Below are 14,527 nucleotides of genomic sequence, written 5' to 3' on the forward strand. Positions count from 1 at the left end.
ATAGACATTGGCGCAGGCTGATTCCTCGGGGCAAATCGCATCCGCATTTGATCCAAGGATAAATCTGGAATCGGAGGCATAAGCTGAATCGCGACCAAAAATCTTTCACTCCGAAGCGGTCTCTCCCCCATCCGGGACATAGACCATGGAGCCATCCTCCAGGCGATAGGCCACGCCCATGCGCTGCCCTTCCCCTTCGCCCATGCTTTTGGAGACCTTCAGCACATCGATTTTTTCTTTCTTTTTGGTGATAATTTCCATCTCACCGTCTTTGGTTTTTTTGACGATGGTCATCTCGCTCTCTGCATTAAAGAGATCGTGAAGGCGATAGGTGGAAAAAAGGGTCACGATCAGCCCCACAATAAAGACAAGGCCGACATCAAAAAGGTTCGCCACCCCATCCATGGGATCAGAAGCCAGGCCTCTGCCCTGCGACTCCGGCCCAATGGCATGCCGCCGCTTTTTCAGGTACCTCATGCCGCCTCCCCGGATGGCGATCCAAGCCCTTCGGGGAGGCCGTGTTCCGGTGACCCGATCACGAGATGGCTTTTCGGAGCCCCGGCCAGGGCCTCGGTGGCCACTTCCATGTTTAAAAGATCTTCATCTGCCCACCGATTTTTTACAACCAGAAAAAAATACGCGCACAGGCCCACGGCAAGCCCCACCACGGTGGTGGTAAAGGCAATCACCAATTCGGAAGAGAGCATGGAGAGATCGCCCTGACCCAAAGCGGCAAGGCCGGTCCCCATGGGAATCAGCGTGCCGATGAGACCAAGCCCCGGCCCCACACGCACCACCAGCCGGAATACATCCAGAGACAAGAAAAGCTGTCGCGTGGTCTCCTGGAGCAACCTCTCGACCTCCAGACTGGAAGCGCCCCCACTCTTTTCGAGCAGACCCTTCAACCGGGAAACATACCGGCTCACCCGATGGGTCGTGTAACGGGCGTGGTCGGGCTCGAAAAACAGATCCGGTCCGTCGACATCGAAGCGATTGACGATGCGGTGACGCCCCACCCATTCTGAAAAGAGGGAACCTGCGCAGACCACGATCCAAAAGGTCAGAAAGGCCAGGAGCACCAGAACGGGATAAAGAAGGGATGAAGAAATTACATAGATATAACTTTTAATCAAAGCTGCCGTTTGCACGTACCAGTCCTCACTTCACCAGTTAATAAAAAATTTGGCCTTGCTCATCGCCTCGGCCATCCGTGTGTTCACATCACCCCCTGAACACCCAATGAAAATATTTCTCCAAAGAACTGTAATTACGAATTATTCCTTAGTCCAGATTGTTTTCTCATGAAATATCCGGGTTAGGGCCGTGGCCCCAACAATGACCCGGACTGAAAAAATCGATCGCCATAGACGCCCACCGAAAACAGAGCACATAAGAGGACGATAACCCAGAAGGATACATGCCCCTTTGGCCGGGCTGTATCGGTTGTGCTTGATGCCATGGCGAAGACATCCGGCAATTCCGACACATGGGGGACAATCAGGACCGTTAAAAGAAACCAAAGCGCCGCAAAGACCATCATGGTTCCCATAAAATGATGGGGGTTGTGAAACCGATCCCCCAGGCTTCGTGCGACCCAAAAACTCACAAGGGTCACAGCGGCAAAAACGCCCCAGGCCATCGCGGTCATCTCAAGGGAACGCTCCGGAAAAAAACCAATCACAAAAGCAACCGTTAACAAAACAACGCCCATACACACCGGGCATGGAAAGGCAAAAAGCAACCAGCCCCGGACGGCACCTTTCTCATCGGTCGGTTTTTTAAGCAGCGCGATCCCCCACACGAGGAGGAGTGTGGCCATGGCCACATGAACGACCATGGCCCACTCAACCAGGTGTTGAACGATAAGGAATTGATTCAGGAGATTTACACGGGTGAGGAGAAAATAACTTCCGCCGAACAAGAGGGTATAGGCGAAAACAGCGGTGCCGATAAAGACAAACTGCCGTCCTTTTTTCTCATGTTCCACCAAACCACAGGCAAGGCCGATTCCACATTTGGCGGCGTAAATCCCCATAGTAAAGACCAATCCGGCAATCAGACTTTTCCACTCCATGGCAATTGACTCCTTCCGGTTATGCAGCAACGGCATGCTTTGCGTTTAATTCCGTCGAAAAGCCAGGATGGAGGGTGTGGAAAATAGAAACAAAAAATCCCCACACCTCTGGCGAGGTGCGGGGATCCGTATTTTCCCACATAAAACAAGGGATGCTCAAAAAAAGCATCACAAAAGAATCACAACCTTTACCGCGGGCGTTGATCCAGCTCCATCCAGGCAGGTCTTCTGACTCTCGGATCAATCCGCCCGGCGCGCCTTCCCGACTCCCTTGCGGCAGTCAGTGGCTTGGTGGCCGGGACAGTCCCCGATTACAGCGGCGGGTCCGTTCCCGAATTTCACGGGATTCCCTATTCTCCTCCCCCCTCACTGTAGTGCAAGGGCGAAAAGCACCTGAATTTCTCATTTACTATTCCATAGAAATATCCTATGTCAAGGATAATTTTCCCTTGAGGGAAAACCCGGCAATCAGGCTCGAACCCCTTGGATTCAGGGATATCCATGATAAATCCCAGGACCCTGCCCAATGGACAACCAACGAGAATAGCATGAAAAATCGAGCCTTATATTTTGTATTCATCCTCATCGCTGCCCGTTTCTACTGCGGAATATCCATCTCATACGGTGAGACGCAATCCTTTACCGATACAACAGGTTGCACCGTGGAACTGCCCGATCGACCGCTGCGGGTGGTTTCCCTGGCCCCCAGTATCACGGAGATCGTTTTCTCATTAGGCAAAGGTGCCCTGCTCGCTGGCGTGACACGCTACAGCGATTACCCGGAAGAGGCGAAAAAACTTCCGCGGGTGGGCAGCTACATTCGGCCGGAGCTTGAAACCATCGTCAATCTGAAGCCCGATCTCTGCCTGGCCGTCAAAGACGGTAACCCGAAAAAAACAATTCAACGTCTTAAAGCATTCGGGATTCCCGTGTACACGGTTAGCCCAGAAGGAATTGACACTATCCTTCGATCTATCAAGGAGATAGGTGGCCTTCTTAACGCAAAAGATGAAGCTCAGAATATCACTGAAAAGATGAGCACGCAGCTGGCCTTTATTGACAGAGCCGTGGCCCAAGCTCCCCACAAACCCCTCATCTTTTTCCAAATCGGCATCTCCCCCATCGTCTCCGTGGGAAAAAACACCTTTTTAAATGAGATGATCCAAAGAGCCGGTGGAGAAAACGCCGTGACCAGCCCAAGACCCTATCCTCGATTTTCAAAAGAACAAGTCCTGGCCCTGGCCCCTGAGATCATCATCATCACCTCCATGGCCAGAAACGACATCTTCGAGGTGGTCAAAAAAGAGTGGGAGAGCTGGCCTTCCCTGCCCGCCGTAAAAACCAAAAGAATTCATGTCGTGGACTCCGACATTCTGGATCGTCCCACACCGCGGGTGGTTGACGGCCTGGCCATGCTGACGGCATTGATCCACCCCACCCTTTTCAAGGAGACGCCCAAGTGAGTGACGCACATCTGATTCAAGGGCGCCTGGTCCGACGCATCTTCACGGTCACCGGCCTTCTGTCTCTGGTCCTGGCCCTGGCCGTCGTGATCGGACTGGCCACCGGCCCTTCCGGCATCGACCTCGGGCCGGTCTGGGACCTTCTCACCGGAAACGCACAGGCCGATGGTCTTCAAATCGCCATCATTGAGCGCATCCGGCTTCCCCGAGTGCTCATGGCCCTCTTTTGCGGCGCAGTGCTCTCCCTGGGAGGGCTTGTCTTTCAGGCTCTTCTCGGCAACCCCCTGGCAGAACCCTATATTTTGGGCATCTCCGGCGGTGCCGCCACCGGCGCTATCATTGGAATTCTTGCAGGGCTGGCCCGGGTTCCCGGGGTGAGCCTCACGGCCTTTGCAGGCAGCATGGCCACACTCTTCCTGGTTCTCTATCTCGCCAGGGGAGACAGCCGGGCAGGGCGAGATGCCATGCTCCTGTCAGGTGTCATGGTCAACGCCTTCTGTTCAGCGGTGATCATGTTCCTCATCTCCATCTCTGATGAAAACAAACTGCACGACATCATGTTCTGGCTTATGGGGGACCTCTCCTCAGCCGACATGCCCCAGGTGGGCATGGTGGCCATTTTGGTCCTCCCCTGCTTTGCCATCATTTTTCTTCTCTCACACAAGATGAACCTCATGCTGATGGGCCGCGAAATGGCCCGATCCATGGGTGTCTCCATCCGTCAGACCACCCTCATCCTTCTCATCGCCACCTCATTCATGGTGAGCGCCATGGTCTGCCAGAGCGGGCTGATGGGCTTTGTGGGTCTGGTGGTGCCCCACATTCTTCGCCAGATCTTCGGATCGGATCACCGGGTGCTGGTTCCGGCAACCATTGTGGGCGGGGGTGCCTTCATGGTCATCTGCGATCTTCTGGCCCGATGGGTTCCCCGGGAAGGTGAAATTCCCGTCGGCGTCATCACTGCCATCGTCGGTGCGCCGCTCTTCATTCTGCTGCTTAAAAGGAGGGCCTGATCATGAAAGACCTTCCTCACCAGAAGCCTTATCTTGCCGTTACCGGCCTCTCCTCCGGCTATGGAGACCACGAGGTGCTCACCGACATCTCTCTGGCCATCGATCGAGGCTCCTTCTTTATTATTGCCGGTCCCAACGGCACGGGGAAAACAACCCTGCTGAAATGCCTGGCTGGGCTCACCCACCCCCAAAAAGGGAGTGTCACCCTCGACGGCTCTCCTTTAAATTCGTTCAACCAAAGGGCGCTGGCACGTCGCATCGCTTTTCTACCCCAATCCGTGGAGACGGCCTTCTCTCTGACCGTACGTGAAGTGGTGCTCATGGGACGAGCGCCCCACCTGGGCATGTTGGGATTTCACAAAGAAAAAGACCTCGCCCTTGCCGAGGAGGCCATGAGCTTTACGGACGTCCTCCCCTTAGCAGACCGGACCCTCGATGCCTTAAGCGGGGGGGAAAAGCAACGGGTTCTCATCTCCCGAGCCGTCTGCCAGCAACCCGAGTTCATCCTTCTCGATGAGCCCACCTCGGCCCTGGACCTGGCCCACCAGGTACGCGTCATGGATTTGATGGAACGCCTGAAGCATGAGCGGGGCATGGGGGTGGTGATGGTCTCCCACGACCTGAATCTTGCCGCCATGTATGCCGATACCCTCTGCCTGATCCATCAAGGCAAGGTCGCAGCCCTGGGAACACCCTCGGACGTCCTGGAAAAAAAGCGGCTCGAAGCCGTCTACGGGTGCCGGCTCTTCGTGGAAAAAAGTCCGGTGGCGGGCACCGTGCATATCACCCCTGTCCCAGCCCGATTTACGACATCCTGAGGCCTCGACATCCACGGGAAAGCCTTAAAAGAATGGCTCTATCTACCCCTCGTCCGGACTGTATTCCGGATAGAGGGCCTTCATGCAGTCTGGACAGATACCGTGAGAAAAGTCTGCCTCGGAGTGAGCCGAGATGTAATTTTCCAGCGCATGCCATCCGCCGTCTTCATCACGAATTTTTTTACAGCTGCTGCAGATGGGAAGAATCCCCCGAAGATTTCGAATCTCCACCAGCGCTTTTTCCAACGCCGCCATGGCCTGATCCCTCTCTAACTCCGCCTGTTTTTTTTCCGAAATATTGATGGCGACCCATAATACGTGATCCGACACCTCATCCCCGACACGAAAGGGAGAGATTCGCCCCTGAAACCACTGCCTTCCCGAGGGGCCATCCTTTGGACTCCGCTTGACATCCTCAGCGGAGAGGCTGTACTCCACCACCTGAATGGTTTCCGTATCCAGCGTTCGGTGGATCATCTCCAGATAATGATCGGCCACATCTCCGGGAAGGACGTCATGAAGCGTCTTTCCCAGAAGATAGGTCGGATCATCATAAAGACTTCTCTCCGTCCCCCCAAAAACATCAAGATACCGACCCTGACGATCCAAAATAAAGACCGGATCGGGAAAAGCGGCCACCGCCGCGTCCACATCAATTTCCTGGCCTCGCACCCTGTATATTGGCCCTTGCGACATCCCCCCCCCCTCTTCCGTGGAATACATGGATCAAATCTTTCGGCCTTGATCATCGTTTCGGCCATTCAAAAGAACCAGGTCATTTTATGACCATCGATTTCCAGAGGACCACATGGTCGATAACGAATCCAAAAGCCGGAACGAAGCGACTCCTCAGCCTATAGCCTATAGCCGATCGCCATTTTGTTTCCCGACACCCGTTTTTACATGGCCATGGCCCGAACGATGACCAAGGCCAATCTTTCACTGAAAAGGGTGCATCAAAAATACGCTGCCGTCAATCCAGGCGTGCTCGCAAGCTTCATTAAAAAGCCCAGAAGGGATTTCTCCAGAACAATAAGGCGTTCATATCACCCCAACCCACCGTCCATATTGTTATTGCCATTCCCTGCGAGTTTGTTTAATGTTTGCCCAAACGGTGTTCGGTGCCTGAAAGGTCCCGAACGCCTTACTGCCTTTCGTTTTTTATGTATCAACCCTGCCATCTCCGGAGGCATGTATGGAGATAGAACAGAAACGCTACTTCAACTGTACGCGATTCACCTTTGATGATGAACGCCTGATTTACGCCATGGAACATGATGGCGGATCCTGCGCCTTTGACGTAAGTTACGCCGATATTCCCATGGAAAGCACGGCGATGGAAACACGCACCCCCTGGTTTCGCAATGCGGGCATCGTATTGCTGATTGCCTGGGTATGCCAGATGCTGGTCGAACTTGTCGAGACGTCTTCGGTCCCTGGGTTTTCACTGCACTGGCCCCTGGTGGCCCTCTGCTGTGTTCTCATATACCGCTGTGTCGTCATACGATATACCGTTTTTAAAACCGACGCAGGGGAGCTTCGATTGATCTGTGACGATCATCATGAAGAGGTGCTCAATGAGATCATGACACGTCGAAAAAACCAGCTCCTCTCCTGGTATGGCGAAATCGATTATGCCAACGATCCCGGTGAAGAAATTCGAAAATTCCACTGGCTTAAACTGCAGGGGGCCATCGGTGACGACGAATTCGAAACGATTCGAACCCGGATTGAGGTCTTTCACGGCCCCATGCAGGAAACGGACTTCCTGGAGGGCCCCAGTATCAATTAAGGCTGAAGAAAAATATCGGCGTCCAAGGGACTCCGTCATCATTTTAAACAAAAAGCGCCCCGTCATTTTCAATGACGGGGCGCTTTTTTGTTGGGTAAAGGGGAAAACACCCGTTCACCGGTGGCCTGTGATTTTACACCTTGAATCGCGAAACCATGGCAGTCAGCGTTTCAGAAAGGCGGGACAGCTCTTCTGCGCTGGTACTCACCATCGTGCTGCTTGCCGCAATCTCACCTCCGGCAGCATTCACCTGGCCAATCTCCTCGGCGATATTGGCCGAAACGGTTGAACTCTCCGCCACATTGCCGTTGACCTCTTCGATTCCCTGAGCGGCCTGGGCCACGTTGCCGGCGATTTCACGGGTGGTGACCGCCTGCTCCTCCACCGATGCCGCGATGGTGGAGACGATATCATTGACGGCCATAATCACCTCAGAGATGGAACGAATCTCCGTGACGGTCTCCCGGGTGGAGCCTTGAATCCCCTCCACCTGATGTTTAATAGCCAGGGTGGCCTCCGAGGTTTGAGAGGCAAGGGCCTTGATTTCGTTTGCCACGACCGCAAAACCTTTGCCCGCTTCTCCTGCCCGTGCCGCTTCAATGGTGGCATTTAAAGCCAAAAGATTGGTCTGTTCAGAAATTTCGGTAATCACCTCCGTGACCTTGCTGATTTCATGGGCCGCCCCCCCGAGGAGATCCACTTTTTCCCTCGCCACCTTCGCCTTGCCCACCGCATCCTGGGTCATACCGCTCGCCTTTTCCGAGTTTGCGGCAATCTCCTGTACCGTCACGCTCATCTCTTCCGAAGCGGCCGCCACCATCCCCACGTTGGTGGACGCCTGTTCACTGGCGGCTGCCACGGAGGTCATGCTGACACTCATCTCCTCGGCTGCTGCGGCCACACTGTCCGACTTGGAAGAGGCCTGTTCAGCCCCTTGAGAGAGTTGAACCGACACCGCCGAGAGTTCGGTGGAGGCATGGTTAAGCCCTGCAGCGTTTTCAGCCACATCCCGAACGATGGTCTGCAGGTTTTCAATAAAGACGTTGATCCAATGAGCCAGCTCTCCGGTTTCATCCTGATGGGTAATCGCAAGGCGCGTGGTCAGATCCCCTTCACCTTCGGCAATGTCTTTCAAGCCGTTGATGGCCTGCCTTAACGACCGGGTGATGGCAAAGGACATGATCAGGGTAATCGGGAGAATGATCAGAAGAAAAAAAACGCCGGCAACACTGGCAACAAGGAGCACACCGCCAGACACTTCTGCAGAGATCACCTCTTCAATCACATGTTTCTGTTCTTCGATATTATCAATATAGACGCCGGTCCCTACCCAAAGCGATGTGCCGGGAATGGCCTCCGCATAGGCCAACTTCGGCTGCACCCCTTTTCCAGGCTTCTCGAATCTGTACGTGACAAAATCTCCACCGGATCGGGCCGCTTGTTCAAGTGCCATGACATATTGAACGCCATCGGCATCTTTGACATCCTTCCTGTCCTCCCCTGTCATGGAAGCATTCGCGGCATTGAACACCACCCGAAAGCCGTCATAAACAAAAAAATAGCCGGACTTGTCTGCCTCAAACCGAATGGATTCGATGTGGTCCTGGATAACGGCGGAGATCCCGGCCGGGTCCATTGTCTCTTGAATATTTTCACCAAGAACCAGTGCCATGGCATGAGTCGCAACCTTCAGCTTCTCTTTCTGACCTTTAAGCATCACCTCTTCTGCTTCCAGGATGCCCACCTCTTTGGCCAATCCGCCGATCTTAAACGAACCAAACAACATACCGGAGAAGAGCATAAAGATCATCCCGATAATGATATAAATCCGTGCTTTAATAGAGACCTTTTTGAACATTGCTACTCCTTATCACGTTTGGTTTGCTATCCTTTTCACGGCCGCGTGATGCCGCCGACCCAATCGATCCATTCCCTGGATCCGGTGCAGGATCGGCGTCGCCCTCCCACACACATTGAGCATCTCCACATATTTCTTTTACTCTTTCTAACTTTCCCGCAATATTCGTCCCCATAATCCATCGCGACAACACTCATTTTCCAGTCAAACAGCTACAACCCCAGCCCTTTTTCCGTCCTGGAAGGGATCGGTTCAGTCACTTTCAATCAATCTTTTTTGTGTAAAATACGTATCGCCAAAAGGAAGATTCAGTTTAGAACAATTTGTAAAAAATTTGTTAACACCTTGATATTTCGCCTTATGTTAACAGGGCTGCATCTACCCTAAACGAAGGGCGCGCCCTCCCCAATCCTCATTGAACTTTGTCAGGCCCCTTCTTCGACCTTGGATCTCGATCTCCCTGCTGGAATGAACCAGGAACACAGGGTCTTTATCCTACGTAAAAGACACTTGCGACAAGCGGACGATATGAATCCCATTCTATTTTTATGCCACGCAGCGGGAGGCTTGGAATCCACCGTGGCCCCCAACCGGCAACAGGAACACAGAAGGACCGCCTGATTCATTTGCCCGATATTCCCCCGGTTGAATATTAAATATATCTATTTGACACATTCAGATGGCCTATATATCAATGACCCGACAGCGATGGTCAGTGTTTTGCTTCTTGAATCATGGAATTGCCAGAGGATTCGAGCCATCACCTCACACCCCACAGTACAGGAGACATCATGCCTTTTCCTTCCGGGTACAACTGACGGAGTCCATTGATCCGCCCGTGATGGCGGATTGACCACACTCCAAGACTGCGCTGCATAGCCTCACTGAATCACAGAGGTTTAGCGCGTCAGGTGATACCTGGAAATGCGGCCTTCTATTCCCCTCCTAAAGGTTCATTTCCTCTTCACCCCCCGGCCCGTCCCTGGTGGATCGGGCGTCCCTGAATCGAGGAAGCCTTCCCGGTTTCCGAAGGGATAAAACATCCCGCTCGCCTCAGGCACAGACCTGAGGCAGTGGAAAAGACGCTGTCTGAAGAGGAGAAGCAAAACAATGGTAGAAGTACTGGAAGTGACCGGAACCCCCTCTCATATACGGGACAAGGCCCTGGCAATGATTCCTGACGGGAATTTAAACGCCTGCCTCACCTGCGGCACCTGCGCCAGCGGGTGTCCAGCAACGGGTCAGATGGAGATGGATCCACGAAAATTTTTACGCATGGCGGTTCTCGGTATGGATGACCAGCTGGAACGCCACCCCTGGGTCTGGGTCTGCACGATGTGCAAGAGATGCTACGACGTCTGTCCGATGAGCATCAACATTCCCCAGCTCATCTACGACCTGCGGGCTCAGTGGCCCCGTCAGGAGCGCCCCAAGGGAATCCTCGGCTCCTGTGATCACCACATCAACTCAGATGGAGGGGCCATGGGTGTGCCCCTGGAAGATTTCAAATTTACCATCGAGGATCTGGCCGAAGAGTGCCGTGATCAGCCCGGGTTTGAAGATCTCAAAGCAGACCTCGATCGTGAAGGGGCCTTTTTTGCCCTGAACCAGAACTCCCGTGAGCCCGTCACCGAGCCGGATGAATTGCTCCCCTTATGGAAGATCCTCCATACCGTGGGCGCGGACTGGACCTACTACTCCAGGATGTGGGGCGGTGAAAACTACTGCATGTTCCTGGCCGACGACCCCTCCTGGGAAAAAATCATCCGGATCCAGGTGGAGCACATCGAAAAACTCGGCTGCAAAGTCTTTATCAACACCGAATGCGGCCACTCCTTCTATGCCGTCTGGCAAGGGCTCCGACGATTCAATATTCCCCACAACTTCGAATTCAAGAGCATCATCGAGTACTACGCCAGATGGATTCGTGAGGGCAAGCTCCCCGTCAACTCCGACTGGAACACCAAAGGGCTCAAATTCACCGTCCAGGATCCCTGCAACGTGGTGAGAAAATCGTTAGGGGACAAACTGGCCGACGACCTGCGCTTCGTGGTCAGACAGGTGGTTGGAAACGAAAACTTCATCGACATGGCCCCAAACCGCTCGATGAATTTTTGCTGCGGAGGCGGCGGCGGCTCTCTCCAGGCCGGATACACCCAGGAACGGCACGCCTACGGCAAGGTGAAGCTCAACCAGATCATGGCCACCGGGGCCGACTACGTCATCACCCCCTGCCACAACTGCCACGCCCAGGTGGAAGACATCGGTCACCACTTCAAGGCATCCTACCACACCGTGCATCTCTGGACCCTCATCTGCCTCTCGCTGGGGATTCTCGGGGAAAACGAACGCACCTATCTGGGGCCTGATCTGGCCGAATTCGGACTGTAAGGAGAAATCAATGACACATCAAAAAACCATGGGATCGGTCCTTATCGCCGGCGGCGGTATCGGGGGCATTCAAGCCGCGCTGGATCTTGCCAATTCGGGATATTACGTCTATCTGGTCGAAAAATCCCCCTCCATCGGCGGCGTCATGGCTCAGTTGGACAAGACCTTCCCCACGAACGACTGCTCCATGTGTATCATGTCCCCCAAGCTGGTGGAGGTGGGGCGCCACCTGAACATTGAGCTGCTCACCCTCTCTGAAATCCAGGGAGTCACAGGGGAAAAAGGAGATTTCGAGGTAGAGGTCTTTCAAAAGGCCCGCTACGTGGACATGGACAAATGCATCGCCTGCGGAGCCTGCACAGAGAAGTGCCCGAAAAAAGTAGAAGACACCTACAACCAGGGGCTGGTGAAACGAAAGGCCATTTACGCGCTTTACCCCCAGGCCGTGCCCCTTAAGTACTGCATCGACGCCGACCACTGCCTGATGCTCACCAAAGGCAAATGCGGCATCTGCGCAAAAACCTGCCCGGCGGGTGCCATCAACTACGACGACACCGATAAAACCCTCTCCCTTCACGTGGGCGCCATCATCCTCGCCCCAGGGTTCAAGGCCTATGACCCCAGCGGAAAAGAGATCTACAACTACGACCGAAGTCCCGATGTGGTGACCTCCCTCGAATTCGAACGGCTGCTCTCCGCCTCGGGTCCCAACCAGGGACACCTGATGCGCATCAGCGACCATGGAAAGCTCAAAAAAATCGCCTGGCTCCAATGCGTGGGTTCCCGGGACATCAACACCTGCAGCAACGGCCACTGCTCCAGCGTCTGCTGCATGTACGCTATCAAGCAGGCCATCATCGCCAAGGAACACGATCCGAGCCTTGATTGCACTATTTTTTACATGGACATGCGAACCCACGGCAAAGGGTTTGAGAGCTGCTACAACGAAGCCAGAGAAAAACATGGAATTCGATTCGTCCGCTGCCGTGTTCATTCGGTCTTCGGTCAGCCGGGAGAAACGGTGGGCCAGGTCATCGACTACGTGGACGAGACCACCGGCCGGGTGACCCGGGAGATTTTTGATATCGTCGTTCTCTCCGTGGGCATGGAGATCTCTGAGGAGGTGAAAAGCCTTGCCGAAAACCTGGAGGTTGCACTCACCCCCGGCGGGTTTGCCAGGACAAACTCCTTCAACCCGGTGGCCACCAGCCGCGAAGGCATCTACGTCTGCGGTGCCCTCCAGGGGCCCAAGGACATCCCCCAGTCGGTCATTGAGGCTGGTTCCGCCGCCCTGTCAGCCGGCGCATCCCTCGCCTCGGCCCGGGGGACCCTCACCCAAACTCTCACCGCTCCGGAGGAAACCGACATCACGGGCGAGCGTCCCAGGGTGGGGGTCTTCGTCTGCTACTGCGGCATCAACATCGGCAGCGTGATAGACGTCCCCGCCGTCCGAGATTTTGCCAGCGGCCTCCCCTTCGTGGAGTATGTGGGAGACAACCTCTACTCCTGCTCCCAGGACACCCAGGACGCCATCACCCAGGTGATCCGGGAGAAAAAGCTCAACCGCATCGTCGTGGCAGCCTGCTCTCCCAGAACCCACGACCCGCTCTTCCAGGAAACCCTGATGAACGCCGGGCTTAACAAGTACCTCTTTGAGATGGTCAACATCCGAAACCACAACTCCTGGGTTCACAAGGACCATCCGGCCGAGGCCACGATAAAGGCTCAGGAAATGGTCCGTATGGCCGTGGCCAAGGTGGCCCTCTTTACCCCCCTGGTTGAAGCCGAACTCTCCATTGACCAGAACGCCCTGGTCGTCGGAGGCGGTCTCTCCGGCATGGCCGCAGCAAAAGCCCTCTCCTGCCAGGGGTATCACGTCTCTATCGTGGAAAAAGAAGAGACGCTGGGCGGCCAGGCCAATCACCTCTACATGACCGCCAAAGGAGAGTCGATCCAGGACGGCCTGAAAACCATGGTCACTGAGGTGACGTCCGACCCCAATATCGACCTGTTCCTGGGAGCCGAGCTCTCCGGAGTGGATGGCTTCGTGGGCAACTTCCAGTCGACAATCACGCAAGGGGACAAGCGCTCGTCAACGACCCATGGGGTGACCGTTATCGCCACAGGGGCCGGCGAATACAGACCGGATGAGTACCTCTATGGCCAGGATCCCCGGGTCTTGACAGGCCTGGAACTTGACAAAAAATTCATCGATGATGATCCCAGCCTGAAAAAGGCCGGATGCGCCGTCTTTATTCAATGTGTGGGCTCCCGCGAACCCGGGCGTCCCTATTGTTCCCGCGTCTGCTGCACCCACACCATGGTCTCCGCCCTGCATCTGAAAGAGAAGAACCCCAAAATGCAAATCTTTGTGCTTTATCGGGATATACGCACCTACGGGGAACGTGAGGCACTTTACAAGGAAGCCCGGGAAAAAGGGGTCCTCTTTATCCGCTACAGCACAGAAGACAAGCCGGTGGTGACAAACAGCGGGGATCGCCTCACGGTTACCGTCACCGATCACGTGCTTCAGCGCCCCCTCTCCATCCAGGCAGATCTTCTCACCCTGGCCACGGCCGTGGTGCCGTACCGGGACGCCAAGCTGGCCCAGTTCTTCAAAGTCCCCATCAACGACGAAGGTTTCTTTGCCGAGGCCCACGTCAAGCTGGCGCCGTCGGACTTTGCCGTGAGCGGGGTTTTCCTCTGCGGGCTGGCCCACTATCCCAAGCCCGTGGATGAAGCCATTGCCCAGGCCCAGGCCGCAGCTTCCAGCGCCACCCGCCTCCTGTCGGGAAAAACCATCAACACCAGCGGCAATGTGGCCGAGGTCAACCCGGCCTTATGCAGCGGCTGCGGCGTCTGCGAGGCGGTCTGCCCCTACAACGCCCCGAGCCTTGTGACCGAAGGAAAAGAGGCCGGCAAAGCCCGCATCAACCCCGTCATCTGCAAGGGCTGCGGCGCCTGCGTCGCCTCCTGCCGCAGTGGCGCCCTCCAGCTCAAAGGGTTTGAAGAGGGACAACTCATGGCCATGATCGACAATTTTTAGGTTCGCGAATGCTCTCTCGCCTGAGTTCCTCAGGCTCATCACATTCGCTTATGGGCTGCGCCCATAAAAAAC

The 14,527-nt window shown here is 54.9% G+C and carries 11 protein-coding genes and 1 riboswitch; of the genes, 6 read left to right on the plus strand and 5 right to left on the minus strand.

What is annotated here, in order from left to right:
• Positions 1 to 105 precede the first annotated feature (105 nt).
• The 3 genes from Q1Q75_RS09930 to Q1Q75_RS09940 all read right to left on the minus strand — a co-directional run bounded on the left by Q1Q75_RS09930 (position 106) and on the right by Q1Q75_RS09940 (position 2,074).
• Positions 106 to 477, minus strand: coding sequence for a DUF2149 domain-containing protein (locus tag Q1Q75_RS09930; protein ID WP_300669931.1), 372 nt, complete (start codon positions 475 to 477; stop codon positions 106 to 108).
• Entirely contained in the window at positions 474 to 1,148 is a 675-nt protein-coding gene (locus Q1Q75_RS09935; protein ID WP_300669933.1) for a MotA/TolQ/ExbB proton channel family protein, read from the minus strand. Before Q1Q75_RS09935 ends, Q1Q75_RS09930 begins: the two co-directional genes overlap by 4 nt.
• A 167-nt stretch (positions 1,149 to 1,315) precedes the next feature.
• Entirely contained in the window at positions 1,316 to 2,074 is a 759-nt protein-coding gene (locus Q1Q75_RS09940) for a DUF2162 family putative transporter (protein WP_300669935.1), read from the minus strand.
• Between the two features lie 200 nt (positions 2,075 to 2,274).
• Positions 2,275 to 2,486, minus strand: a riboswitch (cobalamin riboswitch).
• Between the two features lie 136 nt (positions 2,487 to 2,622).
• On the opposite strand from Q1Q75_RS09940, the gene Q1Q75_RS09945 reads away from it, so the two are divergent.
• The 3 genes from Q1Q75_RS09945 to Q1Q75_RS09955 are packed head-to-tail and all read left to right on the plus strand — an operon-like array spanning position 2,623 to position 5,368.
• Positions 2,623 to 3,537, plus strand: a complete 915-nt coding sequence (locus Q1Q75_RS09945; protein WP_300669936.1) for an ABC transporter substrate-binding protein — start codon at positions 2,623 to 2,625, stop codon at positions 3,535 to 3,537.
• Positions 3,534 to 4,550: an iron ABC transporter permease gene (locus tag Q1Q75_RS09950; RefSeq protein ID WP_300669937.1), complete on the plus strand. Its 1,017-nt coding sequence runs from the start codon at positions 3,534 to 3,536 to the stop codon at positions 4,548 to 4,550. The genes Q1Q75_RS09945 and Q1Q75_RS09950 overlap by 4 nt, the downstream gene beginning before the upstream one ends.
• 2 nt (positions 4,551 to 4,552) lie before the next feature.
• Positions 4,553 to 5,368 (plus strand): heme ABC transporter ATP-binding protein, encoded by an 816-nt coding sequence (locus Q1Q75_RS09955; RefSeq protein WP_300669939.1) that lies wholly within the window; start codon positions 4,553 to 4,555, stop codon positions 5,366 to 5,368.
• A 42-nt stretch (positions 5,369 to 5,410) separates the two neighbouring features.
• Here the strand turns inward: Q1Q75_RS09955 and Q1Q75_RS09960 are convergent, their stop codons facing one another.
• Complete coding sequence (locus tag Q1Q75_RS09960; RefSeq protein WP_300669941.1) at positions 5,411 to 6,064, minus strand: PAS domain-containing protein; 654 nt, start codon at positions 6,062 to 6,064, stop codon at positions 5,411 to 5,413.
• 499 nt (positions 6,065 to 6,563) lie between these two features.
• On the opposite strand from Q1Q75_RS09960, the gene Q1Q75_RS09965 reads away from it, so the two are divergent.
• Positions 6,564 to 7,160 (plus strand): hypothetical protein, encoded by a 597-nt coding sequence (locus tag Q1Q75_RS09965; RefSeq protein ID WP_300669944.1) that lies wholly within the window; start codon positions 6,564 to 6,566, stop codon positions 7,158 to 7,160.
• 133 nt (positions 7,161 to 7,293) lie between these two features.
• On the opposite strand, the gene Q1Q75_RS09970 is transcribed toward Q1Q75_RS09965, so the two are convergent.
• Positions 7,294 to 9,018: a methyl-accepting chemotaxis protein gene (locus Q1Q75_RS09970; protein ID WP_300669946.1), complete on the minus strand. Its 1,725-nt coding sequence runs from the start codon at positions 9,016 to 9,018 to the stop codon at positions 7,294 to 7,296.
• Positions 9,019 to 10,128: 1,110 nt separating this feature from the next.
• Between Q1Q75_RS09970 and Q1Q75_RS09975 the strand changes: the two genes are divergently transcribed.
• Both Q1Q75_RS09975 and Q1Q75_RS09980 read left to right on the plus strand, forming a co-directional pair.
• Positions 10,129 to 11,409 carry a (Fe-S)-binding protein gene (locus tag Q1Q75_RS09975; RefSeq protein ID WP_300669948.1) on the plus strand — a complete coding sequence of 427 codons (1,281 nt, stop codon included), beginning with the start codon at positions 10,129 to 10,131 and terminating at the stop codon, positions 11,407 to 11,409.
• A 10-nt stretch (positions 11,410 to 11,419) separates the two neighbouring features.
• Positions 11,420 to 14,455, plus strand: a complete 3,036-nt coding sequence (locus Q1Q75_RS09980) for an FAD-dependent oxidoreductase (RefSeq protein WP_300669950.1) — start codon at positions 11,420 to 11,422, stop codon at positions 14,453 to 14,455.
• The last annotated feature ends 72 nt before the right edge of the window (positions 14,456 to 14,527 follow it).

The organism is Desulfoluna sp., assembly GCF_030145185.1.
In the GTDB taxonomy this organism is placed as follows: Bacteria; Desulfobacterota; Desulfobacteria; order Desulfobacterales; family Desulfolunaceae; genus Desulfoluna.